The organism is Kitasatospora sp. NPDC032757, assembly GCF_055579305.1.
In genome coordinates this window covers 17,506-42,586 of sequence record NZ_JBVINN010000038.1, presented here as the reverse complement: position 1 = coordinate 42,586, position 25,081 = coordinate 17,506, and the positions used below count along the sequence as shown (strand labels likewise).

Here is a 25,081-nt window from a genome sequence, read left to right as displayed (position 1 = left end):
AGAAAGCCGGACCATGCCCGACGAACGCCGCAGGGTCGCCCTGTACTGGCACAACGGCCGCAGCCTCGGCCACACGTCCAGCACGGCCAAGGTCGCCCACTACCTGCTCCGCTCGCCCGAGCCCTACTCGATCGCCGGCGTCACCGGGGCGTACCGCGGCCTGGACCTGCTCCCCGCCGAGGTCGACGTCGTCAAGATCCCGTCGTTCGCCAACTTCGACGACCCGACCGGCTGGAACCTGCGGCCGCGGCTCGCCGTCCCCGAGGACGTCCTGCATCGGGTCCGCAGGGATCTGATCACGGTCTTCCTCGATCACTACCGGCCCGAGGTGCTGCTGAGCGACCATATTCCCCGGGGCGCCGAAGACGAGCTCGTCCCGGCCCTGGAGGCCGGGTACGCCGAACACGCGGTGCTGACCCTGCGCGGCGTGCTGTTCGACCGGGCGAAGACGACGCGCGAGTACTTCTCGCCCGACCAGAGCCCGTGGATCCTGGACCACTACTGCCAGTTCAACGTGCACACCCACCGGGAGGTCTTCGACCTCGCGGAGTACTACGACGTCTCGAAGGAGGTGGCGGACCGCCTCCACTACACCGGTTATCTCGCCGAGCCGTATCCGTTCAGCGCCGCTCAGTCCCGCGAAGCGCTGGGCATCGACCCCGACGCGCGTCTCGTCGTCGCCGCCATGGGCGGCGGCCAGGGTGCCGGCGGTCTGTGGCGGGCGCTCTCCGCGGCGCTCCAGCGCCGACGCGGGCAGTTCGACCGGGCCCTGCTGGTGCCCGGGCCCTACCTCGAGCCGGGGGACCGGCTGGCGCTCGGGCAACTCTGGGCGGAGGACCCGGGCGTGGAGATCCGCGACTACGAACCGGACCTCCTGCCCTGGCTGCGGGCCTGCGACCTGTTCATCGGGGCCGCCGGGGCGAACATGCTGGGCGAGGTCCTGGCGACCGGGGCCAATACCCTGGCCATCCCCCGCCAGTTGCGGGAGTCGGAGCAGCACATCCACTCCGAGCGCCTCCAGGACCTGGGGCTGCTGCGCAAGGCCGACCGCGCCGACGTCCTGGCCGGCGCCCTGGACGACCTGGTGCCGCGGGCGCTCGCGGACCCCTTGGCCCCCGACGGCACCCGCTACCTCTGGGATGGCGGATCCTATGACCGGCATCTGCCGGGCGGCCCCGTCGGCACCCGGTGCGCCTGTACCCCGTCCGGGGCACGGCCGGCGGCGGAGCGATGAGCGCAGGCGGGTGCGCCGTCATCCGTTCGGGGACGGTGATAGGCGCCCGGAGCGGGCGGTCAGGCGTCGGCGACGTCGTGATCTGCCGAGGCGTGGTCCGCGACCGCTGCCCGCACGACGACGACCGCTTATGCGTCGACGCGAGCGGCTGCGTGGTCGGTCCGGGGCTGGTGGACGTGCATGTCCACGGCGCCCTCGGCCACGACTTCACCGAACCCGACGCGGCCGCGTGGCGGGCGATCCTGGGAGCGCACCTGAGCGCCGGCACGACGACCGCGGTGGCCACGCTGGCGAGCGCCGCGCCGGCCGTCACCGCCGCCGCCCTGGAAACCGCTGCGGCGCTGCTGACGGATCAGGGTGCACCGACGCTGGCGGGCGTCCATCTGGAGGGGCCCTGCATCGACGCGGCCCAGCGCGGAGCCCACGACAGCAGTGGGCTGCGATCGCCGGCCGAGCTGCTGCGCGAGCTCACCCCGCTGCCGGCCGTGCTGCGGATGGTCACTCTCGCGCCGGAGCTCGCCGGAGCCGACGAGCTCATCTCCCACCTGTCCGGGAACGGGGTCCGGGTCTCGGTCGGCCACAGCAGCGCCTCTCCCGAGGTGCTGGAGCGGGCCCGCAGCCTCGGCGCGACCCATCTGGCGCATCTGTGGAGCGGCCAGTCCACTCTGACGCGTCCCGGCCTGGCCCGGATCCCCGGGCTGCTGGAGGCCTCGCTGGCGTCCGAAGGCCTGTCCGCGGAGGTCATCGCCGACGGCCGTCACCTGCCGGGGACGCTGCTGACCATCGCGTTGCGCTGCTTCGGGCCCGACCGGCTGTGCCTGGTGTCCGACGCGACGGCCGGAACCGGACTCGCCGTCGGCCGGACCTTCCGGGTCGGGGCCGCCACCGGACGCGTCCACGACGGGTACGCGGCCACGGAGGACGGCGGGAGCCTGTGCGGAAGCGTGCTGCCGCTCGCCATGACGCTGCCTCGGATGCGGGCCCTGACCGGGGCTCCGGTGGCGGACGTCCTGACGATGGCGACCGCGACACCGGCCCGCACCGTGGGACTGTATCCCCGTAAGGGAGCGCTGCTGCCCGGATCCGACGGCGACGCGGTGATCCTCACTCCCGATCTGGAGATCCGGGACGTGATCCTGGCGGGCCGTCCGGTACCGGCCGTCACCCCGGACGGTCTCTGATGGCCAGGCCGATACGGGTGGTCCTGATCGGAGCCGGCACCCGGGCCCGGAAGCTGTACGCACCGTGGCTCGCCGGCGCCGCGCCGTTCACGGAGATCCGCGCGACCCCGGTGGCCGTCGTCGACCCGGACCCGGACGCCGCCCGCAGCATCGCGTCCGATCTTCCGGGCGCCGCGGTCGGCCACTCGTCCGACGTCGACCGGATCCTCGCCGACACCCGGCCGGATCTGGTGGTCGTCGCCTCGCCGGACGCCACACACCGGGACCACGTGGGCCGGTCCCTCACCGCCGGCTGCACGACGTTCGTGGAGAAGCCGCTGGCCACCACGGTGCGCGACGCGTTCGACCTCGTCGCGGAGGCCGACCGAGCGTCCGCGAAACTGCTCGTCGGGCACAACCTGCGGTTCACGAACGTCCACGCGGCGGTCTGCGAGTGGCTCGCGCAGGGACGGATCGGAGCCGTGGTCGACGCCGAGTTGCACTACACACTCAAGCCTTCGCACGCGCGGAGTTACTACACCCGGTGGCACCGGACCCGCGCCGCCTCCGGCGGCCTGGAGGTCACCAAGTCCTGCCACCACCTGGACCTGCTCGCCTGGTGGCTCGATTCGCGCCCGGTGAGCGTCCAGGCCGTCCTGAAGCGCGATCGCTACCTTCCGGGACTGGACAGCATCCCCACCGACGCGGACATCCATGACGGCATCCGCGCCGACATCCGGTACGAGTCCGGTGCGACGGCACGCTATTCGCTGACCGCCGACGCGCCGCGCGAGGGGTACCGCTGCACGCTGCGCGGCACGAGCGGCAGCTGTGTCATCGACTACGACACCTCCGACGGCCCTCACCGTGTGCGGTTCGATTCCGACCCGGGCGGTCGCGTCGTCCACCGGATCGACCGGGAGTACGGAACCCACGCCGGCGCCGACGCCCGCATGCTGTCGGCCCTCGTGGACACCGTCGTCGACGGCGGGCGGCGGGATTTCGCCACCGCCGTGGACGCCGCTCTCGCCGTGGCCACGGGCGTCTCGATGTTCGAGGCGAGCGAGCGAGGACAACGCATCAGCATCCCCCACCCGGTTTCCCACGGAGCAGCGGAATGACGACGACCAGTGTGCACACTCCCAACGGTTTGCGGCTCACCCACCACCGGCTCCGGACCGGCGAGGACCTCAGGGTCTGTGCCGCCGTGGACCAGGAAGTGGCGTTGATCCTGATCTCCGGGGAGCTCACCGCCACCGTGGACGGCGAGCGCCACGTGGTCGACCGGACCGACCCGTTCACCGCGCCCGCGGCCGGATGGCTCGTCCCGCCGGGTGCCGCGCTCACCGTCGCGGGAGGCCGGTCGGCCGCCGACGTGGGGGTGATCTCCTCGCCGGCTCCCGCCACACGCGAGCCGGCGCGCATCACGCCGATCACCGTTCCGGAGCCGGAGGTCCGCGGCAGGGGGTCGTGGGAGCGGCATGTCACGACCTTGCTGCAACCCCCGCAGACGTGCGGCGTGCTCCTCGGAGAGACACTCGCCCACGACGGCCGATGGTCCACCTATCCACCCCATCGGCACCAGCTCAGCGACCCGCCGCAGGAGACCGCGCTCCAGGAGGCGTTCCTGTTCCGGGTGCGGCCTGACACCGGGTTCGGGATCTTCCTCACCTACGACGGATCGGTGCGGGACGCGCACACCGAGATCGTCACCGACGGCATGCTGGCCGCCGTACCCAAGGGCTACCACACCGTCGCCGTCGCGGGCGGACACGACATCTACTACCTGTGGGCGGCCCACGGGAGCGCGGACAACCACTTCGCCCTCCGCACCGACCCGGCCCACGAATGGCTGCTCGACCGCTGAGGCGTGCGGCAGACGCAGCAACCCCTTCCCGGAGACTTCCATGACCCCTGACACATCAGCAGATCCGATCGCCGACACGCCCGCTGCACAGCAGGCCCCCGCCGTCGTCCTCCTCCTGCGCCACTTCACGGTCGGCGGGCTCGAACGCGTCCTGCTCTCCCACGTCCGCATCCTCATCGAGGCCGGGTACCGGGTCACGGTCTGCGTCCTCGAGCCCGGCCGCGGCAACGTCCTGGTCGCCGAACTCCTTTCCGAGGCACGACTGGTCGTCGCCCCGCGCGCCCGGCTGCGCCGTCTCGCCTTCCTCGAGCGGCTGGTCCGCGACACCACGGTCCTGATGCAGCTCGGGGACGGCCGCCTGTATCCGTCGATCCGCCCCGCACTCCGCAACGCCCGTACGGTGGTCAGGTTCTGCCATTCCGACTACTCCCACAACCGCACCCGCCGGAGGAACCTGCTCGACCGCGCGCTCTCCCGCGGCGAGGACTACATCGTCGCGGTCGGCGGCCGCTCGACCCGGTTCCTCCTCGACGACGTCGGGGTGGCCGCCGGGAAGGTCCGAACCCTGACCAACGCCGTGGAGCCACGTTCCGCCCCGGCCGAGCCGCCGTCCTGGGACTGGTCCCGGGACCGCTACTTCGTCGCGATCCAGAGCCTGTACCCCCACAAGGGGCACGACGCGCTGCTGCGCGCGTTCGCCCAGGCGGCGGCCCGGACGGACGAGGTGATCCGTCTGGTCGTCATCGGCGAAGGCGACCAGAACATCCCGCTCTACCTGCTCGCGAACCAGCTCGGCGTCGCCGACCGGGTGGTCTGGCTCGGCGCCGTGTGGCGGCGGGACCTGGTGGACAGCGTCCTGGCCGGCGCCGTCGGGTTCGTCTCGATGAGCCGCTTCGAGGGGGTGCCGATATCGGTCCTGGAAGCGCGCCAGCACGGCCTCCCCCTCGTTCTGACGGACATCCCGGGCCACCGGGACGGCGCCGGGGCGTCGCCGGCCGTCTTCACGGCGGTCGACGACGTGGACGCGTTCGCGGCCGAGCTCCTGACGGTGCTGCAGGCGTCGGCCGAGCCGGATGCCCGACGCCATGTCGATGGCACGATTCTGACCGAGGAGTGGGAGCGCTACCGGCAAGGTTTCCTGGACATCGTCGCCGAAGCCGGCGGCGTCCGTCCCACACCTCCCGCGGCCGGTCGGGCAGCCCGGTGACATCTCACGGATGACTCGGAGCCGAGTCGATCGGACCGGGTCTCTGAACGGTTTTGTGGAAAGGAAGCACATGGCGTCTCTCGGATTCTCCGACCTGAGCCACGATGCACAGCTCGACCGCCTCGAGAGCCTGGCGCGGGACGCCTTGTCCGAGCACTACGGCTTCGACGGCGCGTTGTTGGCCATGGAAGCCCAACAGTACGAGGACAACGCCGTGTGGCGGGTCACGGAGCGGGGATCCGACGCGGCGTTCATGGCCCGGCTGTCCGTTCGCGACGGCCGCTCCGCCCGCCAGCAGCAGAGCGAGATGAGGTGGCTGGAGTCGCTGGCGGCCTCCGGCACCGTCGCCGTCCCCGGGCCGGTCAAAGCCGGCGACGGAAGCTTCGTGGTGCCCGTGGCGGTCCCCGGACACGGCGAAGCCTCCTCCCTCGCGGTGTTCCACTGGGTGCCCGGAACTGCCGACCCCCCGTACCGGCGACCGGGGACGGCCGAGAGCATGGGCTCGGTCACCGCCCACCTGCACGAAAACGCCCTGGAGGTGTCCCTCCCGGACTTCGACCGCCCGGTGTGGGACGCCCGGACCATCCTCCTCGACGGTCACGCCCTGACCTCCGAGGCGGCCCGGCGACAGCTCGGCGGCCAGGGCGTGGCCACGTTGCGGGACATCGCCGCGTCGATCACGCCGCTGCTCGAGTCCGGCGAACCGGGCGACAGCGGCCGGATCCACGCCGACCTGCACCGGGGGAACATGATCGCCCTGCCCGACGGCAGTGTGGGCGTCATCGACTTCGACGACTGCGGCACCGGCCACTTCCTCCTCGACATCGCCACGGTGCTGTCCTCCGTCTACCGGGCCGCAGGAGGCGAACCGGAGGCCTACGCGGCGTTCGCCGACGCGTACCTGGCCGGCTACTGCCGGGTCCGACCGCTGCCGAAGGGCTTCGACGACCTTCTCGAGGCACACCTGCTGCTACGCGACACGATCATTCTGAACTTCGTCACGGCGGCGGTGCCGGTCAACGCGGCGGTCGCCGAATGGGGCCCGCAGCGGATCGCCGGAATCCTCGCGTCGATGGCGGAGCACCTGGAAGGCCGGCCCTATCCAGGAACGATTCGTCGGCAAGGAGCACATCCCCAGTGACCATGAATCCCGGCCGAACCGCGGTCCGCCCACCGGCGACTGCGGGACAGACCTCCATGTTCTTCGCCGAGCAGCGTGCGCCGTCCGCCAGTGCGTACAACGCGCCCACGGTCATGCACATCCGAGGGCCCGTCACGGATGCCGACCTGGCGGCGGCGGGTCGGCGGCTGATGGGGCTGACCCCCGGGCTGCGAGCACGCTTCGGCATAGACCCGGACACCGGAGGGGTGGTCCAGTGGATCAGCCGCGAGGTCCCGGAGGTGGAGACGGTCGAACTGCCCGGCCTGAGCCCGGAGGCGCTCGCGGACTACGCGGTGAGCCGGGCCGGTGAGCCGTTCGAGTCCGACGAGGGCGCGTTGGCACGGGTGATCGCGGTCCGGCTGGGCGGCGACCGCACCGCCCTGATCGCGATCACCCACCACCTGGTCTACGACGGTGTCGGCTATCTCGCGCTCGTCCGCCGCATGGGCGACGCGGTCGCCGGCTCGCTCGTCGGACAGGACGAGGCCCGGCATCTCGACCTCGTCCGTCGGGTGGTGTCCGCGGAACGGGCCGCCCGCGACGAGGACGCCGAGCACTGGCATCAGCGGGTGCCGCTCGGCGTCCGCCCCGCCCCGTGGGAATCCGGCGACGGCGGATCAGCGGCCGACGACGGCCGACGCCTGGTCCCGCTGACGGCGGCGCAGACCGCTCGGCTCCGGCACTGCGCCGACGAGATCGGAACGGGCCTCTTCGCGTACCTCATGGCCGCGGTCCATCGTGCGATGCCGGTGGCCTCGGGGGATCCCACCTACGTGTGCGCGGCGACTTCGGTCCGGCCCCGCGAGGGCGACTGGAGCGACGTGCTCGGCTACTTCGTCAACGAGGTCCCGCTGCGCGCGGACTCGCGTGACGCGCCCCCCGGAGAGCTGGCGAAACGGAACGCCGGTCTGTGGCGGGCCGATCTACGCCGCCGCACCTTCCCCTTCACCGATCTGGCGGGCCGGACCGCACCCGGCAGGGACGCCCGGGCCACCCGGCTGAACAGCGTCATGGCCAGTTATGTGCGACTGCCCGAGGTGATGGAGCGGGAGGCGGGCGGCTTGGCCATGTCCACCACGATCTACCCCCGGTATCCGTCGGCGAAGAACGACCTCGGAGTCCGGTTCTTCCAACGCCCCGACCGCCTGGACATCGAGGTGCAGTGGGGCCGGAGCCTCCCCGCGGGACTCGGGCGCCGGTTCACGCACACGCTCACAGAAGTGCTCACGGAGTCGCGCACCGAACCGCGTCAGGAGGCGCTCGAGACATGACGGCGAGCACCGGTCTGCGCTTCGAGGTCCTCGGGCCGGTGCAGGTCACCCACGGCGAGCGGCAGTGGCCCGTCCGCTCCCGCCGGCAGCGGGCGATCCTCACGGTTCTGTTGCTGAACCGCGGCAGGACGGTCGGCCTCGACACGCTGGCCGAGGCGGCCTGGGCCGGCCCGGCGCCGCCGACGGCCCGCAACCAGGTCCAGATCTGCATCTCCGCGATCCGCAAGTCACTGAGCCGGCTCGGGGGCGTCGGCCTGCTGCACACCACGCCCCCCGGCTACCTCCTCGACGTGTCGGCCGAACAGGTCGACCTCGAGCTGTTCCGGGACCGGACCGGCCGGGCCGCGGCCGCGGCCGACCGGGGTGACCCGACCGCGGCTGTCGCGCTGATGCGGCAGGCCGTCGCACTGTGGCGCGGCCCGTTCGGCGCCGATCTGGAGAACATCGCGTTCACCGGGACCATCAGCCGCCTCGAGGAGGAGCTCCTGGCGGCCTGGGAGTCGTACAGCGACCTGGAGCTGGGCCTGGGGAGACCGGAGCAGCTCCTCGCCGGGCTCGCCGAGCAGGTGGAGCGGTATCCGTTCCAGGAACGGCTGCGCGTCCGCTACGCCGAGGCCCTGTCCCGTACCGGTCGGCGGGCCGAGGCGCTGGAGGTGTGCCGGGCCGGCTGTCGGCTGCTCGGTGACCAGCTCGGGCTGCCGCCGGGGGCCGAACTGCGGGCGCTGGAAGCGGATCTCGCAGCTCCCGCGCGTGCGGACGCCTCGCCCGTCCGGTCGGGGATCGTGAGCCGATCGCCGGCGGTCCCCCCTCGCCAGACGCCCCGTGACCTCGACGACTTCACGGGACGTCGCGGCCTCGTCGAGAAGGTCGAGGCGCTCTTCGCCCGGCGGGCCCCGGTCGTCGCCCTGCACGGCGCCGCGGGCAACGGCAAGAGTGCGCTCGCGGTGCACGTGGCGCACCGGTTGGCGGAACGGCGCTTCCGGGACGGGCAGCTCTACATCGATCTGCGGGGCAGCACTGCGGACCCGGTGCCGCAGGCGGACGCGCTGCGCCGCTTCATCCGGGCGTTCGGGGTCCCGTCCGACGCCGTCCCCCGCGACGTCGACGAGCGCGCCGACCTGTATCGCAGCCTGCTGGCCGCCCGCGACGTCCTCGTCGTCCTCGACGACGCCGCGTCGGAGGCGCAGATCCGCCACCTGGTGCCGGGCGGCAGCCGATGCGGCGTGGTGATCACCGCCCGGACGCGGCTGCCGGGGCTTCCCGGACCGCACTGGGCCGAAGTCGGCGCGCTGTCCGATGACGACGCGCTCGGCCTGCTGACCGCGGTGATCGGGCGGGGCCGGGTGGCCGCCGAGCCGGGGGCCGCGCGCCGCCTCGTGCGCCTCGCCGACGGCCAGGCGCTCGCGGTCCGGATGCTCGCGGAACGGCTCGCGGCCCGACCGCGCCGGCAGCTGGCCGAGATGCTCCTCAGCATGCAGGATCCGAGGGCGGCGTGGAGCACGCTGCGTCTCGGAGACCGGGACGCGTTCTCCGGGATCGAGGCGGAGTTCCGGGCACTCCCCGCGGAGATGCTCAGGACGGTGCTCCTCACGGCCGGACGCGCGGGCCCGGCCGACGCGGAGAGCCTGGCCGGGGCCCTCGAGAGTCACCGGTCCACGGCCCAGCACATCGTGGAGCGCCTGGTGGACGGGCATCTGCTGCACGAGGTCCCCGGCGGGTCGCCCGGCCGGGTCCACTACCGGGTCCCCAACCTGGTCCGGGCCTACCTCTACGGGCACACGGACCGGACCGTCCATCAGGGATTCATGGCGGAGCAGACCAGGCGGAGTTCCGACGTGTAGCGTCGCCCCTGCGCATCGGGGAGCCAGCACTGGTCGGGCGTCGGGAGCATCTCGCTCACCCGCAGCGAGCCGTCCCGGTCGGCGGCGAGCGACCCGCGGACCATCTTCGCGGCCAGGCGCACCGAGGCCGGGCTGGCGAAGTCGAGGAACATCGGCTTGATCTCTCCCGTGACCAGGAAGAACACCTGCTGGGGGAGCCCGTTCTCGCGCTGCCAGCGCCAGGCGGCCAGGAACTGGGCCGCGTCGTCGGCGACGGCCGGCCAGGTGAGGCCGGCGCACTTGAAGGACCAGGACTCCCGGGCGACCACCAGCTCGTCCACGGTGATCCGGGGGCTGTGGGAGCCGGCTGCGGTGAGACCGAACGCGCTGACGATGACGCCCGAGAGGTACTCGCCGACGAACTCCAGGAGGTCCCCCCGCAGTTCGCCGTTCCGCTCCGCCACCGTCAGCCGGTCACCGACCCTCCTGACCACGAGGTCGGCGGCGGGCACGATCCGGCCGGGCACGCCCGTCGTCCGCGCGTGCATGGACCAGTACGCGTAGTCCTCGCTCAGGAGCGCCGGCGGATACGTCCGCGAGGTGACGCTGGCCGAGTAGCGCGACGGCACCGGCACGACCCGGCGGCCGGCGTGGAGCGCCGCCGCACACGCCATCTGCCGGGCGGGGTCGGGGTGCGTGTTCACCAGGGGGCGGGATTCCAGCGTGTTCATCGCCGGATGCACCTCGCCGAGGACCACGAAGAAGTCCCCGCGCGCGATCGCCTCGGCGTCTGCGGCGGCGATGAGGAGGTCCGGCGAGTGGTTCTGGGCGGAAGACCATCGCGCCGGCCCGCTGGGGAACTCGGCGCGGACCCGGTCGGCGATGTCGCGGGCCCGGACCCGGTGCCGTCCGGCACCGGGCTCGGCGGCCAGGATCCCGGTCCACTTCGCCCGCAGCTCCTCCGACAGGTCGGCCACCAGCTGCGGCATGCTGCGGTGTCCGAACTCCAGGCCCCTGGTGGCCGCGCCCACCAGGTGGTCGAGGGTGACTTCGCCGTCCCCCGACTTCACCCGAAGGCGTTCGTGGAGGACGCAGAGCCAGTCCTCGTACTGCGCCCCGACGCGGTCGACCAGCCAGGCCGCGCTGTCCAGGACCAAGCCCAGCGGCTCGGCGATCCGATCGAGCACGCCGGCTCCGAGGACGAGGTCGAAGTCCCGGGTGGTGTCCTCGTAGACCAGCGTCCTCCCGGCGTAGGTTTCACCGCTGCGCCGCACCGCGCTCTCGCCCGTGATCCGTTCGAACGCGCCGTTCAGGTCGTCCATGGCGCGCTCCAGCGCCTCCACGTCGCCGGCGCCGGCCGCGATCCGGTCCCGGCCGGCGATCAGCTCGTCCAGGTCCGACAACATCCTGGTCCGCGCCGGTCCGTCCGCCAGCTCCAGGATCCGGTCCCGCAGCCGGTGCTCCGGATACGCCTCGAACGGTCCGGCCAGGCTCATGACGACCATCCCGCGCTCCGCCAGGGCGCCGAGCCGTCGGAGTGCGTCGCCCTCCGGCGAGGTCTCCGCGAGCTGGGCGACGGTTCGCGATCCGTCGCAGCGGAGCAGCAGGTCCAGGTCCTCGGCCGACAGGTCGGGGGTCCGGCCGCGCGGGCCGCGCACTCCGGTCTCCCGGACCGACCAGTGTTCCGCGACGACCGGCCGCAGGCCGGGGACGATCTCCGGGTCCTGGGACCACAGCCCGGCCAGGGTGTCGATGACCCACCATTCGAAGAACACGGCCCGGGAGCGGACCAGCGCGGGCCCGGCGTCCACCGTGAACGTGGGGCCGCCCGGTGCGATCCGCGCCCAGGCCACCGGGCCGAAGAACCCGACGGTGTCGTTCTTCGTGGTGTAGCGCTGGATGTAGCTCGTCAGCGCTGTCATCCGCCGCCGACGCTTCCCATCGGACATGTCCTCGTCGGTGACGAGCTTCCTGAGCGTCTTCGCCGCCTGAAGGTTCTGCCAGGTCAGCGCCTCGGCGTAGAGCGGACCGGCCAGGAGCTCACGCATCGTCGCGACCGAGCGGTCCGCCGCGGCGGCGAAGACCGGGGCGAACTTCCCCTGGTCCCCCTGGTCCGGCTCACGGTCCGCCGCTGCCGCCAGCTCCCGATCGCCCAACGCCAGGGCATCGGCCACCGGGAACCCGGCGCCGCGCAGGACGAAGTCGGGCTGGATCCGCCACCGGGTACGGCCGAGATCGATCAGACCGGCCGCGCCGTGGTCGGAAGACCGTGCCCCAGAGTCCGACGCGTCCCCGTCCGCAGAGATCGGAACCTCCTCGTGATTCAACGCCCTGCCCCTCCATGAGCGGTCTGCGGGGCTCGCCAGGCTTCGGCGAGCTGGACCCGCGGGTACCCTCCCAGGATCTTCGGAGGCGCTTTCGACACCTTTTCGCCGGACGGCGGGCGAAAGCGAGGGGAAAGGCCGTCTTCCTAGCATCCACCTCGCAAGGCACCCCGATCAGCGCTGCTCCCGAAGCAGCCCCAGGAACAACCGGAGGCTTCATGGCGACCACGACGGAACACGGGCCGGTGGTGGCGGACATCATCGGCATCTTCGCCGACATCCTCGACGCCGACGGTGAGATCAGCCCGGACTCGGACTTCTTCGAGTCCGGCGGGAACTCGGTGCTGGCCGGCGTCCTCGTCGCGAAGCTCCAGAAGGCGTTCCAGGCGAAGGTGACGATCCGCGAGGTCTTCGCCGCGAGCACGCCCGTGCAGCTCGCCGACGTCGTCGTCGCCCGTGCGGCCGCGCCCCGCTGACCGTCGGCCTCCGACCGCGCCAGAGGCCGACCCCAGGCGCACGGCCGCGACCGGTCGGCGGGACCTTCGGCTGTACCTCACCGGTCAGGTGGTCTCCAGCCTCGGCTCGTCGTTCACGGCCTTCGGCCTCCCACTGCTGGTGTTCGAGCTCACGGGCTCGGCCTGGAACCTGGCCCTGACGACGCTGTCGACGTTCCTCCCCTTCGTGTTGTTCGGGCTGGTGGTGGGCGCGTGGGTCGACCGGGTGGACCGGCTGCGCGCGCTCGCCTGGTCGAACGCGACACGAGGCGTGGTCATCGGCATGATCCCCGGCCTGTGGCTCGTCGACGGCCTGAACGCCGTCTGGCTGTACGGCATCGCGTTCGCGAACACGTCGCTCGGCCTGGTGTCCCGAGCGGTCGACGGCACCGCGGTCCCGGCGCTCACCGGGAGGAGCAACCTTGCGGCGGTGAACGGCAGGCTCCAGGGGTGCTACGCGGTCGCCTCCGTGTTCGGCCCGGTCATCGCCGGCGCTCTCGTCGGCGGCGGCATGCCGGTCTCCTGGGTCTTCGGTTTCGACTCGGCTTCCTTCTTCGTCTCGACGCTCGCACTGAGGATGATCCGGACTCCCTTCAACGGACGCCGCCGCCGTACCGGGGCGACGGTCCGGGCCGACATCAGCGCCGGTGTACGCCTTGTCATGGGGCATCCTGCGCTTCGGAACGTCGCGATGCTGTCGGTCTTCTTCAACATCCTGAGCGGGACCATCTGGTCGCAGATCGTCTACTTCGCCCATGTGCACCTCGCCGCCGACGGCACCCAGGTCAGTCTGCTGTTCGCTGCGGACGGCGTCGGCATCGGTGCCGTGACCTTCGCCGCGGGCCGGATCACCCGGCGCCTCTCCTTCCGCAGCGTCATCCTGGGCATGCCCACCGCGTGGGGCTGCCTCATCTTCGCCATGTCCCGCAGTTCCTCGTTCTGGCCGTCCTGCATCCTGTGGGCGGCGGCCGCCGGGCTACCCGTCCTGTTCGCCGTCCGCACCCTCACACTCCGCCAGAGCATCGTGCCCGAGGAGTACCTGGGACGAGTCCAGTCCGTCGCCATGGTCATAGCCGGCGCCGGACAGCCGATCGGCGCGCTGGGCGGCGCCTGGCTGATCCAGCGGACCGACCGGGTCGCGGACGTCTACGCGGGCATCGCGCTCGCCGTCGTGGTGAGCACCCTGTCCTTCTGGGCGGGCCCGCTCGGCAAGCCCGACAGAGTTCTCGTCCCGGACGTGCCGGCCGAGGGATGCCGCGGTGAGGCTCGACCGTCCGCTTGAGGTGCGATGTCCCGTCGCGGACGCCTCGCTCCGAGGGGGGCGTTGCCGCTAACCGGAAGGAGGAGGTCATAGGCCGAAGTCGCCCACGGCTTCGTGCATTTCCGGGCGCGCGTTCGGGTACGCGTCCTACGATGGTGCTCCGGGCACGGGGCCTCGGCACGGGTGAGGTGGGGGCCGCCGGCACCGTGGTCGGTCAACAGGGGAGGACGGATGGATCCGCTGGCACTGGCAGCCGGATCCGCGTTGGTGGGCGCCATGGCCACCGACGCGTGGCAGCAGGCGCGTTCGGCGACCGTGGCACTGTGGCGCAGAGTCCGGCCGGAACATGCCGACGACGTGGGGAGCGACCTGGACGTTCTTCGCCGTCAGGTGCTGGCCGCGCGGGTGGCCGAGGACGCCGATACCGAGCAGGCACTGGCCGCGCCGTGGCGCCTGCAGCTCCAACAGCTCCTGCGCACCGTGCCGGGATTCGCTGACGAGCTGCGCCGCCTCCTCGACGATCACCTGTTGCCGATGCTGCCCGAGGAGCGACGGGAGGGGCCCGCCCAGGTCGTCATGCGGGCGGAAGCCCACGACCACGCACGAGTCTTCATGGCGGGCCGGGACCAGCACATCACGGGTGAATGACCGAGCCAGGGGATGAGGTCCCCCCGTCGCGGGTGACCCGGATGGAGGCGACCGCGCACGGCCGGGCGAAGGTCTTCCAGGCGGATCGGGACATTGTCATCCGCACCATCAACATCAGGGCCGGGAAGAGCGTCCCGCTCGTCGCCGCCCTGCTTGTGGCCGTACCGCTGGTCGTACTGGTTCTCTCCTTCGTGCCGGTCGGCCAGGTGCTGGGAAGCCGGGGCGGGGTCACCTGGCTGATCGTGGGGATGGCCGCGTCGGCGGCGGCGTCCCTTCCGCTGCGCAGAGAGTGGCAGCGGCTGCGCCGGGCCCGGTTGAGCACGAGTCCGGAGCTCAGACAGCGCCTCGCCGAGCAGATGGACGCAGCTGCCGAGAACCTGGCCCATGAGGTGCGCCGCGAGTGCGAGCGGGAGGAGGCCGTCCGCCGACTCGGCCACCCGCAGCCCCTCGCGGTGCGTTGGCTCACCGCGGAGGCCTTCTCCGATCACTGGGCCAGCATCCGGGCAGGTGAGTCCGACGAGCCGCTCGACCTCGCGGGAGACTCCCGCGACGTGGCCGCGCTCTACTCCCGTGTGCCCTCCGGGCGCCTGCTCATGCTCGGCCCGGCTGGGAGCGGCAAGTCCGTCCTCGCTCTGCGCCTGGCCCTGGAGTGTCTGACGCTGCGACAGCCCGGCGCACCGGTCCCGGTGATCCTCCGGCTCGCCTTGTGGGATCCGACCACGGAAGGCTTCGCCGCTTGGGCGGTGCGACGCCTGGCCGCCGACTACCCGGCACTGGCAGCACGGAGTGTCGGCGGGTCGCGCCTCGGCGAGGAACTCCTCACTGCGGGGCGGCTGTTGCTGGTCCTCGATGGATTTGACGAGATCGACTCCACCGTCCGTGCCGCCGCGCTGAAGGCGCTCCGCAAGGAGCTGCGTCCATCGGACCGCTTCGTCATGACCAGCCGGATCGCCGAATACGACGAGGCGAGCAGGGCAGTGGGTTCGGCGCTGCCGGGAACGGCCGCAATCCGGCTGCAGCTCCTGTCGTTCGACGAGGTGGCCCGGTACCTGCGCCACAGCGCCGGCACGGCGACAGCCTCGGCCTGGGATGCGGTGCTCGCCCGGCTCACCGGTCCGCAGCCCGGCCCGCGGACCCGGGCGGCGCGCGAGGCTCTCTCCACTCCGTTGGGAGTCGCCCTCGCGCGCGCCGCGTACAGCAACACCGGACGCGACCCTGCCGAGCTGCTGGACATCCGGCGGTTCCCGGACAGCACCGCGATAGGGCACCACCTGCTGGACCAGCTCCTGCCCGCGCTCTACGCCGACCGCCCGGAGGAGGCACTGCGGCATCTCTCCTACCTCGCTGCCCGACTGGAGTCCCGGGGCGAACAGGACCTGGCCTGGTGGCGGCTGGGGTGGGTGTCGCGCGTCGTCGGCCGGGCGGTCGGCGCGCTGATCGCCTCGGCCGTGGTGGTCGGCGCCGTCCGGTACCTGTTCGGATCGGCTCAGGTGGATCTTGTCGAAGGGACAGCTCTGCCGGTCTGGCTCGTGTGCGCGGTACTCGGGCTGGCCGGTGCCCTCGGCCTCGTCGTCTCGTTTCCCGAACTGCCGTGCACACCCCGCTTCTTCAGCCGCCCGAAGTCGTTCGTTCGACTTCTGTTGACCTTCATTCTGCCGTTCGGCGGCCTGCCGGTGCTGGCCGGCGCGGCGATGGGGGTTCCGGCGCTGGCCGTTCCGTGGTCCCTGCCCGTCGTCGGCCTCACCCTCGCGAACCTGTTTCCCAGGTGGCCGGAGGCGGCGGCGAGCAGCCCTCGCGAGGCTTTCCGGTCCGACCGCCGGGTGACCGTGGTCTCGCTGGGCCTGGCAAACATCGCCCGCTTCAACACGCCGGTGCTGCTGGCGGCCGGGGTCTGCGCGTTGCCCGTAGCGATGCTGCTGACGTGGCGGGATTCCGGCGGACGAGACGCGGTCGGTGCTGGTGACTGGGCCGTCGCCGTCGGCGCTTCGGCTCTCGCTCTCATGGTTCTCGGGGCGTCACTGTCGGCGTGGAGCGCCGCCGTGGCCTCCAGGGTCTGGCCGTGGCTCACAGGCCGTCTCCCCTGGGATGTGCCGGGGCTTCTGGACGACGCGCACCGGCGTGGCATCCTGCGCCAGGCCGGCATGGTCTACCGGTTCCGCCACCTCACGCTTCAGCAGCGGCTCGCCGCCCAGGCCGGACACGTGCCGTTCCACCGCGTGCCTTCCGCCGCGGCAGGGCGCATCCGGCGGCTCGCCAGGAAAGCCGCCGCGGCGCTGCTGACCGGCACGACCTTTCTCGGCGGAGTCGGCATGTGCACCGTCACGGCGGAGCTGCCAGGCGCGCCGGGGCCGCGACTCTCCGTGCCGCCGGCTTGCGAGCTTCTGGGCCCCGTCGAATTCCAGAACGTGCTGAGCGCCAGTCTCCACCCGGACGACTCCGTGACGCCGGCAGGCCGCCCGTGCATGTGGCTGCAGGACCGAGACCGAGAACTCCGCTGGCAGAGTGCGTTTCTCCAGGTGGAAGGCTATGAGCCCCGTGGTGGCAAAAGCGCGGTGCAGGCCGCGGAGTGGCACTTCTCGGCCGCTACGGACCAGGACTACCAGACCTCCCGAATGACCCGCCGCGTCGTCGGACTGGGCAACGAGGCCATCACGACGGTGGCGCAGCGCAACGCCGCGGTGACAGTCGTCGCCCGAGTCGACAACCTGATCCTCACCCTCGAGCTCATCCCGGAGCCCACGGACGCCTTCACAACGGACGACGAGGTGCAGCGCAGCGCCGGGGCTGCCGAGCGACTGGCGTACCTCGCCCTCGAACGGCTCGGCCCGCCCGGCACCCCGGCCGCGGGCTGAACGTGAGGTCGTCGTCCTCCGGTCCGCGGAACGCGCGGAGCGCCCGCAGGACGCCGAACCCGCGGGAAACCCGCCGGCCGGTGCCTGAGCTGGAACTACGACGGCGCGTCGTACGTCGTAAAGGCGGGTGATCGGCCGGGGGGGACAGGCCGCCTCGGCACGTTAGGCTGAACTTTCGGGGTGCGGCCTGGGTGCCGCCATCGGATCGACGCCGAGACCGCCGGCCAGGCACCGCCGCGTGCCGCCACCGCGGCTCGTCCTGCCACGGAGGTACTGGCCTTGCACATCGACGCCTGGATCGAGAGCGTCCCACCGGGTGCGGTCTACGCCCTGGTCGCCCTGATCATCGGGCTGGAGTCCCTGGGCATCCCGCTGCCCGGGGAGATCGCGCTGGTCTCGGCGGCGCTGCTGTCCGCGCGCGGTGTGGTCAGCCCGGTCTGGGTGGCCGTGTGCGCGATCCTGGGGGCGATCATCGGCGACTCGATCGGCTACTCGATCGGGCGCAAGGGCGGGAAGCCGCTGTTCGAGAAGCTGGGGCGGAAGTTCCCCAAGCACTTCGGGCCGGACCACCTGGCCACGGCCGAGCGCTCGTTCCAGAAGTGGGGCATGTGGGCGGTCTTCTTCGGCCGCTTCATCGCGCTCCTGCGCATCTTCGCCGGGCCGCTGGCGGGCGCGCTCAGGATGCCGTACTGGAAGTTCCTGATCGCCAACGTGCTCGGCGGCGTGGTCTGGGCCGGCGGCACCACGCTGCTGGTGTACCAGGTCGGCAAGGTCGCCGAGCAGTGGCTGAAGCGCTTCTCCTGGCTGGGCCTGGTCCTGGCCGTGCTGGTCGGCATCTCCTCGGCCTGGCTGATGAAGCGCCGGGCCGCCAAGGCCGCGCGGGAGCGCGAGGCCGAGGACGCTGCGGCCGCGACCACCGCCGCGGAGCCCGCACCCGCCGTCGACTGACGGACCGCCGGAGCCGGCACACCGCCGGGGTAGCATCGAGCTACCCCGGCGGTGGCATGTAAAGCGGCAGGTGGAGGGCACAATGGCGGAGCAGGCGCAGCAGACGTGGGACGCGGTGGACGCGTACTTCTCCGAGAAGCTGGTCGGCCGTGATCCGGTGCTGGAGGCCGCGGTGGCCGCCGCCGACGCGGCCGGGCTGCCGCGGATCGCGGTGGCCCCCAACCAGGGCAAGCTGCTCCACCTGCTGGCCCTGACCCAGGGCGCCCGGCGGATCCTGGAGGTCGGCACGCTCGGCGGCTACAGCGCGATCTGGCTGGCCCGGGCGCTGCCCGCGGACGGCAGGCTGATCACCCTGGAGATCAGCCCGGCCCACGCCGAGGTCGCCCGGGCCAACCTCGCCCGGGCGGGGCTGCAGCAGGTCGCCGAGGTGCGGGTCGGCCGCGCCGCCGACGCGCTGGCCGCCCTGGTGGCGGACGGCGTCGAGCCGTTCGACCTGGTCTTCATCGACGCGGACAAGACGGGCAACCCCGAGTACTTCGCCCGCGCGCTCCAGCTGACCCGGCCCGGCGCGCTGATCGTCGTCGACAACGTGGTGCGCGGCGGGGCCGTGGCCGACGCTGGCAGCACCGATCCGGCGATCACCGCCACCCGGCGGCTGCACGACCTGATCGCCGCCGAGCCGCGCGTCGCCGCGACGTCGGTGCAGACCGTCGGCAGCAAGGGCTACGACGGCTTCACGCTGGCCCGCGTGCAGAGCTGAGTCAGGGCCCCGGACACACTCACGGTCCACGGGCAGACCGGCCGGTGGACCGGCAGGCACGAGAGCAAGGAGCACGAACGGCATGCGGATCGGACTGCTGGGCACCGGCCCCTGGGCGGAGCGGGTGCACGCGTCCGTCCTGGCGGAGCACCCCTCCTACGAGTTCGCGGGCGTCTGGGCGCGCCGCCCCGAGGCGGCCGACGCGCTCGGCGCGGCCCACGGCGTCCCCGGGTACGCGGACCTCGACCGGCTGCTCGCCGAGGTGGACGCCGTCTCCATCGCCCTGCCGCCGACCGTGCAGGCCGACCTCGCGGTGCGCGCGGCCGAGGCCGGCTGCCACCTGCTGCTGGACAAGCCGGTCGCGCTGACCGTCCCGGACGCGCGGCGCGTGGTCCGGGCGACCGAGGCGCACGGTGTCGCGTCGGTGGTCTTCTTCACCGTCCGCTTCGGCGGCGAGCAGATCCCGTGGATCGAGAAGCAGGCCGCCGCCGGCGGCTGGTTCACCGGCCGCTCCGACTGGCTCGGCTCGGTGTTCGCCCCGGACAGCACCAGCCCGTACGCGGCCTCGCCCTGGCGGCAGGAGAAGGGCGCGCTCTGGGACGTCGGCCCGCACGCGCTCTCCGTGCTGCTGCCGGTGCTCGGCGACGCCACGCGGGTGACGGCTGCGGCCGGCCCGCTGGACACCGTCCACCTCGTCCTGCGGCACGCCGGCGGCGCGTCCAGCACGCTCGCGCTCAGCCTGACCGCGCCGTTCGCGGCCGGTGGCACGGGCATGGAGCTGCGCGGGGAGTCCGGCGTGGTTCACCTCCCCGAGCGTGGCGAGGGCCCGGTCGCCGCCCTCCACCGTGCCCTGGACGCCCTGGCGGAGTCCGCCCGTAGCGGCGAGCCCCACCCGTGCGGGGCCGCCTTCGGCCTGCGCACGGTGGAGATCCTCGCCGCCGCCGAACGCTCGCTCGCCTCCGGCGGCCCGGTCGAGGTCTGAGCAGTCGCGGCGCCGTCGGCGCTTCGTGTCACCGCGGCACCGGGCGCCCGGCCCGGCTCGGCCCCCGTGCCCGGCTCCCGCCACGCCCCGGCGGTGGGGTCACGCCGTCACGCCCGCCCCGCCGTCCCCGGGCGGCGGTCGGCCGGGCGGGCCGGGGGGATGGACGGGGCGTGGAAGTCGCGCGGGCCGGTCCAGAGGGAGGGGACGGCGTCGCTGCGGCGGGCCAGCTCGTAGGCCAGGGCCTCGTAGTTGACGCGCCAGCCGTGGAAGTGCGGCCACGCGTCGGCGGTGGCGCGGTCACGGGGGAAGCCGGCCGCGGTGATCATGGCGACGGCCGCGTCGAACTCGGTGTAGGTGAGGCGGATCGGCGTCTCCGGGTCCGGATCGGGGTCGAAGTCGACGCGCAGCGAGCGGGCGATGTCGCGCAGCGCGGTGAAGCCGGCGCGCAGGACGAGGCGTGCCTCGGGCGGGGCCGTGCGCGGGCTGACCGCGAGGTGGATGGCGGCCGCGTCCATGACGGCGACCAGGCCGACGACCCAGCTCCGGTTCGGCTGCGGGGAGCGGAAGGAGAGCAGCACGGGGTAGTTGGAGTGGCTCTCGCCGATGTCGGCGGCGAGCCGCTCCCAGTCGCGGTAGAGCTGGGGGAGCGCGGTCTCGGTGTCCACCAGGGACTGGCGGGCGAGGAGCTCCGGCCCCCAGGCGGGCTCGCCGGCGCGGGACTGCAGGAGGGTCACCTCCACCTCGCGGCGGTTGTAGGCGCTGTACAGGGTGGGCAGGTAGGCGATCTGCAGGGCGATCACCAGCGGGCCGCTGGCGGCGGCGAGGAAGTCGATGACCGAGAGGTGGAGCCGGTCCCCGCTGGCGAAGCCGAGGGTGAAGAGGCTGGACCCGGCCTCCCGGAAGGACACCGTCCAGTCCAGCTCCGAGGTGCCGTGCAGCAGCAGCGTGTAGGCGACCAGCATGCTGCCGAGCCACACCCCGAGCATGCCGACCAGGATCAGCGGGGCCAGCCAGGTCTGTGCCCGGTCCTGTGCGCGGTAGGTGCCGAACGGTGTGGCGGAGAGCCGCAGCAGTGTGCGCAGCATCCGCCAGAGCCGGTGCACCAGGGACGAGTACAGGCCGCGCGGGACGACGAGCGTGCGCAGGATGCTGGCGATGGTCAGCAGCAGGAGCAGTACGCCGGCCAGGGTGTGGATCAACCTCATGGCGCCCATTCTGGCGGTGGTGGCGGGCGGGCGGCCGCCCGGGCCGCCGGCCGGGCGGCCGGTGCGGCGGCATTGACAGGGCGCACCCCTCGGCTGAATGCTAAGCAAGCGCTTAGTCAGCACGCCTCGACCAGGCTTTCGACCAGGAGAGTGAGCCCATGCCCGACACCCCCGCCGACCCGCCCGGGCTGGACCTCGCCCGGCTCCGCGCCCACCTGGAGCGGGAACTGCCCGGCACGGTGAACGGCCCCCTGCGGGCGGAGCTGATCGAGGGCGGCCGCTCCAACCTCACCTACGTGCTCACCGACGGCGCCGCCCGCTGGGTGCTGCGCCGGCCCCCGCTCGGGCACGTGCTCGCCACCGCCCACGACATGGGCCGTGAGTACCGCGTGATGACCGCCCTGCGCGACACCGGCGTGCCCGTCCCCGGCACCCTGCTGCTGGACGCCGGCACGGAGGTGCTCGGCGCGCCCTGGTACCTGATGGAGTACGTGCCCGGCACCGCCCACCGGGACGTGGCGCCGCTGGCCGCGCTCGGCGCGGAGCGTGTCCACGCGCTCGGCGAGCAGCTGGTCGACACCCTCGCCACCCTGCACCGGCTCGACCCGGCCGCGGTCGGGCTCGCCGACTTCGGCCGCCCGCAGGGGTACCTGGAGCGGCAGCTGCGCCGCTGGTCCACCCAGCTGGCCGCCTCCCGCAGCCGTGAGCTGCCCGACGTCGACCGGCTCCACGACCTGCTCGCCGCCCGGCTGCCCGACTCCCCGGCACCCGCGCTGGTCCACGGCGACTACCGGCTGGACAACGTCCTGGTCGACGAGCACGACACCATCACCGCCGTCCTGGACTGGGAGATGTCCACCCTGGGCGACCCGCTCACCGACGTCGGCCTGCTGGTGATGTACACCGAGCTGGCCGGCGTCGGCGGCGGCATCATCCCCTCCGCCGCCACCGCCCCGGGCTTCCCCCCGGCGGGCGAACTCGTCGCCCGCTACGCCGGGCTCACCGGACGCGACGCCGCCGAGCTCGACTGGTACGTCGCCTTCGCCTCCTTCAAGCTCGCCGTCGTCGCCGAGGGCATCCACTTCCGCTTCCGGCAGGGCCGCACCCTCGGCGCCGGCTTCGAACGGGCCGGCGAGATGGCGCCCGTCCTCGCCGACCACGGCCTCACCACCCTCAAGGACCGCTGATGGACTTCGCCCACGACACCCGCACCCTCGAACTGCGCGAGCGCCTGCTGGCCTTCATGGACCAGCACGTGTACCCCGCCGAACCCGTGCTGGAGGCCCAGCTCGCCGACCCGGCCCGGGAGGCCTGGGCCGTCCCGCCGATCGTCGCCGAGCTCCAGGCCGAGGCGCGCAAGCAGGGGCTCTGGAACCTCTTCCTGACGGACCGGCAGGGCCTGCCGGGTGACGGGGGCGCCGGCCTGACCAACCTCCAGTACGCGCCGCTCGCCGAGATCACCGGCCGCAGCCCGCAGCTCGCGCCGCCCGCACTCAACTGCGCCGCCCCCGACACCGGCAACATGGAGCTGCTCGCCCAGTTCGGCTCCGACGCGCAGCGGGAGCAGTGGCTGGCACCCCTTCTCAACGCCGAGATCCGGTCGGCCTTCGCGATGACCGAGCCCGACGTCGCCTCCTCCGACGCCGCCAACATCGCCACCCGGATCGAGCGCGACGGCGACGAGTACGTCGTCACCGGCCGCAAGTGGTACATCACCGGGGCGATGAACCCGCGGTGCCGGATCTTCATCGTGATGGGCAAGACCGACCCGGCCGCCGACCCGCACCGGCAGCAGAGCATGATCCTCGTCCCGCGCGACACCCCCGGCGTCACCGTCCGGCGCGCCATGAAGGTGTTCGGCTACGACGACTCCGACCACGGCGGCCATGCCGAGGTGCACTTCGACGGCGTCCGCGTGCCCGCCGCCAACCTGATCGGCGAGGAGGGCTCCGGCTTCGCCATCGCCCAGGCCCGGCTGGGGCCCGGCCGGATCCACCACTGCATGCGGGCCATCGGCATCGCCGAGCGCGCCGTCGAGCTGATGTGCCGGCGGACGCTGGACCGGGTCGCCTTCGGCCGGCCGCTCGCCGAACAGGGCGTCGTGCAGGACTGGATCGCCGAATCCCGCGTCCGGATCGAGCAGTTGAGGCTGCTGGTGCTCAAGACCGCCTGGCTGATGGACACCGTCGGCAACCGCGGCGCCCACACCGAGATCCAGGCCATCAAGATCGCCACCCCGAGCACCGTCGAGTGGATCCTCGACAAGGCCGTCCAGGCCCACGGCGCGGCCGGCGTCAGCCAGGACACCCCGCTCGCCCAGCTCTGGGCCGGCAACCGGACGCTGCGCCTCGCCGACGGACCGGACGAGGTGCACAAGCGCTCGCTGGCCCGGCGCGAGCTGAAGCGGTACCGCTGACCGGTGTCATACCGGGGTAGTACCCGGCGGGTTGGCACCGCAGTATGACGTTCGTGCACCACCCCGGCCCGTACTGTCGGCGTACGGGCCGGCCGGCGGACGGCGGGCCACCACGACGGGGAGCCGGGGCATGACGGGGAGCTGGGGCACGATGCACGGACGGGGACAGGGGCGGGCGGCTCGGACGGGGATCGCCGCGGTGCTGGCGGCGACGGCGCTGCTGGGCGTGGCGGCCGCCCCGGCGACGGCGGTGACGGCACCGGCCGTGACGGAACGGCAGGCCCAGGCCGGGCTCCCGCAGCCCACCGGGCCGTACGCCGTCGGCACCACCGCGCTGCACCTGACCGACCTCGGGCGGCAGGACCCGTGGCAGCCCGGGCGGCTGCGCGAGCTGATGGTCAGCTTCTGGTACCCGACCACCCGACCCGCGTACGGCGACGATCGGGCCCGCTACATGGAGCCCCGCGCCGCCGGCCACTTCGGGGGCAAGGACGGTGCCTCCGTCTTCAACTACGGGGCGGAGCCCGGCCGGACGGACTGGTCCGGAGTGCGCACCCACGCCCGGCAGGACGCACCCGTCCTGCCCGGCGGCGGGCCCCGCCCGGTGGTGCTCTACTCGGCCGGGCTCGGCGACCCGCGCACCTGGGGCACCGGCCTGGCCGAGGACCTCGCCTCCCGCGGCTACGTCGTCGTGACCGTCGACCACCCCTACGACGCCTCCGAGGTGGCGTTCCCGGACGGCCGCCTCGCCGAGTCCGTCCTCCCCGGCATGGCGGGCCCCGGCCTGGACGTCGGCGCCCTGCTGCGCAAGGCCATGCAGGCCCGGGTCGACGACACCCGCTTCGTGCTTGACGAGCTCGCCGCGCTGCGCACCGACGGCCGGCTGCCCTCCCGGCTGGGCGCCTCGCTGGACCTCACCCGGATCGGCATGGCCGGCCACTCGGCGGGCGGCTTCACCGCCGCCCAGACCATGCACGACGACCCCCGGATCGTGGCCGGCGTCAACATGGACGGCCAGCTCCACTTCCCGGGCCCGGACGGCACGGGCGTGCACCTGGGCAGTGTCGCCGAGGACGGCCTGGACCGCCCGTTCCTGCTGATGGGCACCGGGAGCGACGACTCCGGCGACTACCACCACCAGCCCGGCTGGGACGCCTTCTGGCAGCACACCCGGGGCTGGAAGGCCGACGTCACCCTGACCGGCTCCCGGCACGGCTCGTACACCGACGCGCAGTCGCTGCTGCCCCAACTCGCCCGCCAGGGCGCGGTGTCGGGGGAGGCCGTGCGGGCCGACGTCGGCGACATCCGCCCGGACCGGGCGGTGCTCGCCACCCGGGCGTACGTCGCGTCCTTCTTCGACCGCTGGCTGCGCGGGCACGACGACCACCTGCTGGACGGGCCCTCGCCGCGCTTCCCCGAGATGGAGTTCGCCCGCTGACGCCCGCTGACGCCCGTGTGCCGGTGCCGGCG

The 25,081-nt window shown here is 73.0% G+C and carries 20 protein-coding genes; 18 read left to right on the top strand and 2 right to left on the bottom strand.

Features of this window, described 5'->3' with window-relative positions; translation table 11 throughout:
- Positions 1-13 precede the first annotated feature (13 nt).
- The 8 genes from ACZ5WK_RS31275 (at position 14) to ACZ5WK_RS31240 (ending at position 9,742) form a co-directional block, all read left to right on the top strand.
- Positions 14-1,234: a glycosyltransferase family protein gene (locus ACZ5WK_RS31275; protein WP_465552401.1), complete on the top strand. Its 1,221-nt coding sequence runs from the start codon at positions 14-16 to the stop codon at positions 1,232-1,234.
- Positions 1,231-2,415 carry an N-acetylglucosamine-6-phosphate deacetylase gene (locus tag ACZ5WK_RS31270; RefSeq protein WP_465552399.1) on the top strand — a complete coding sequence of 395 codons (1,185 nt, stop codon included), beginning with the start codon at positions 1,231-1,233 and terminating at the stop codon, positions 2,413-2,415. The genes ACZ5WK_RS31275 and ACZ5WK_RS31270 overlap by 4 nt, the downstream gene beginning before the upstream one ends.
- A complete protein-coding gene (locus ACZ5WK_RS31265; RefSeq protein ID WP_465552397.1) occupies positions 2,415-3,515 on the top strand; it encodes a Gfo/Idh/MocA family protein in 1,101 nt (366 codons plus the stop codon). Before ACZ5WK_RS31270 ends, ACZ5WK_RS31265 begins: the two co-directional genes overlap by 1 nt.
- Complete coding sequence (locus ACZ5WK_RS31260; RefSeq protein ID WP_465552395.1) at positions 3,512-4,261, top strand: 5-deoxy-glucuronate isomerase; 750 nt, start codon at positions 3,512-3,514, stop codon at positions 4,259-4,261. The genes ACZ5WK_RS31265 and ACZ5WK_RS31260 overlap by 4 nt, the downstream gene beginning before the upstream one ends.
- A 40-nt stretch (positions 4,262-4,301) precedes the next feature.
- Positions 4,302-5,468, top strand: a complete 1,167-nt coding sequence (locus tag ACZ5WK_RS31255; RefSeq protein ID WP_465552393.1) for a glycosyltransferase — start codon at positions 4,302-4,304, stop codon at positions 5,466-5,468.
- Positions 5,469-5,538: 70 nt separating this feature from the next.
- A complete protein-coding gene (locus ACZ5WK_RS31250) occupies positions 5,539-6,609 on the top strand; it encodes a phosphotransferase enzyme family protein (RefSeq protein WP_465552391.1) in 1,071 nt (356 codons plus the stop codon).
- Positions 6,504-7,901 (top strand): condensation domain-containing protein, encoded by a 1,398-nt coding sequence (locus tag ACZ5WK_RS31245; RefSeq protein ID WP_465552389.1) that lies wholly within the window; start codon positions 6,504-6,506, stop codon positions 7,899-7,901. The genes ACZ5WK_RS31250 and ACZ5WK_RS31245 overlap by 106 nt, the downstream gene beginning before the upstream one ends.
- On the top strand, positions 7,898-9,742 hold the full coding sequence (locus tag ACZ5WK_RS31240; protein WP_465552387.1) for an AfsR/SARP family transcriptional regulator: 1,845 nt from the start codon (positions 7,898-7,900) through the stop codon (positions 9,740-9,742). Before ACZ5WK_RS31245 ends, ACZ5WK_RS31240 begins: the two co-directional genes overlap by 4 nt.
- On the opposite strand, the gene ACZ5WK_RS31235 is transcribed toward ACZ5WK_RS31240, so the two are convergent.
- Positions 9,697-12,048: a lantibiotic dehydratase gene (locus tag ACZ5WK_RS31235; protein WP_465552385.1), complete on the bottom strand. Its 2,352-nt coding sequence runs from the start codon at positions 12,046-12,048 to the stop codon at positions 9,697-9,699. The two genes, ACZ5WK_RS31240 and ACZ5WK_RS31235, sit on opposite strands and share 46 nt — an antisense overlap.
- A gap of 215 nt (positions 12,049-12,263) precedes the next feature.
- Between ACZ5WK_RS31235 and ACZ5WK_RS31230 the strand changes: the two genes are divergently transcribed.
- The 7 genes from ACZ5WK_RS31230 (at position 12,264) to ACZ5WK_RS31200 (ending at position 19,990) form a co-directional block, all read left to right on the top strand.
- Positions 12,264-12,521, top strand: coding sequence for an acyl carrier protein (locus ACZ5WK_RS31230; protein WP_465552383.1), 258 nt, complete (start codon positions 12,264-12,266; stop codon positions 12,519-12,521).
- Between the two features lie 88 nt (positions 12,522-12,609).
- On the top strand, positions 12,610-13,821 hold the full coding sequence (locus tag ACZ5WK_RS31225) for an MFS transporter (RefSeq protein ID WP_465552381.1): 1,212 nt from the start codon (positions 12,610-12,612) through the stop codon (positions 13,819-13,821).
- A 210-nt stretch (positions 13,822-14,031) separates the two neighbouring features.
- The gene (locus ACZ5WK_RS31220) at positions 14,032-14,448 is read left to right on the top strand and encodes a hypothetical protein (RefSeq protein ID WP_396325209.1); all 417 of its coding nucleotides are present in this window, start codon (positions 14,032-14,034) and stop codon (positions 14,446-14,448) included.
- Between the two features lie 41 nt (positions 14,449-14,489).
- A complete protein-coding gene (locus tag ACZ5WK_RS31215) occupies positions 14,490-17,300 on the top strand; it encodes an NACHT domain-containing protein (RefSeq protein WP_465552379.1) in 2,811 nt (936 codons plus the stop codon).
- A gap of 279 nt (positions 17,301-17,579) precedes the next feature.
- Entirely contained in the window at positions 17,580-18,248 is a 669-nt protein-coding gene (locus ACZ5WK_RS31210; protein WP_465552377.1) for a DedA family protein, read from the top strand.
- 82 nt (positions 18,249-18,330) lie between these two features.
- Positions 18,331-19,008: an O-methyltransferase gene (locus tag ACZ5WK_RS31205; RefSeq protein WP_465552375.1), complete on the top strand. Its 678-nt coding sequence runs from the start codon at positions 18,331-18,333 to the stop codon at positions 19,006-19,008.
- 82 nt (positions 19,009-19,090) lie between these two features.
- A complete protein-coding gene (locus ACZ5WK_RS31200) occupies positions 19,091-19,990 on the top strand; it encodes a Gfo/Idh/MocA family protein (RefSeq protein ID WP_465552373.1) in 900 nt (299 codons plus the stop codon).
- A gap of 107 nt (positions 19,991-20,097) precedes the next feature.
- Here ACZ5WK_RS31200 and ACZ5WK_RS31195 read toward each other — a convergent pair whose 3' ends face one another.
- Complete coding sequence (locus ACZ5WK_RS31195; protein ID WP_465552371.1) at positions 20,098-21,195, bottom strand: hypothetical protein; 1,098 nt, start codon at positions 21,193-21,195, stop codon at positions 20,098-20,100.
- Positions 21,196-21,353: 158 nt separating this feature from the next.
- Between ACZ5WK_RS31195 and ACZ5WK_RS31190 the strand changes: the two genes are divergently transcribed.
- The 3 genes from ACZ5WK_RS31190 (at position 21,354) to ACZ5WK_RS31180 (ending at position 25,049) form a co-directional block, all read left to right on the top strand.
- Positions 21,354-22,382, top strand: a complete 1,029-nt coding sequence (locus tag ACZ5WK_RS31190) for a phosphotransferase family protein (protein WP_465552369.1) — start codon at positions 21,354-21,356, stop codon at positions 22,380-22,382.
- Positions 22,382-23,611 carry an acyl-CoA dehydrogenase family protein gene (locus ACZ5WK_RS31185; protein ID WP_465552367.1) on the top strand — a complete coding sequence of 410 codons (1,230 nt, stop codon included), beginning with the start codon at positions 22,382-22,384 and terminating at the stop codon, positions 23,609-23,611. Before ACZ5WK_RS31190 ends, ACZ5WK_RS31185 begins: the two co-directional genes overlap by 1 nt.
- Positions 23,612-23,741: 130 nt before the next feature.
- Positions 23,742-25,049 carry an alpha/beta hydrolase family protein gene (locus ACZ5WK_RS31180; protein WP_465552365.1) on the top strand — a complete coding sequence of 436 codons (1,308 nt, stop codon included), beginning with the start codon at positions 23,742-23,744 and terminating at the stop codon, positions 25,047-25,049.
- Positions 25,050-25,081: the final 32 nt, after the last annotated feature.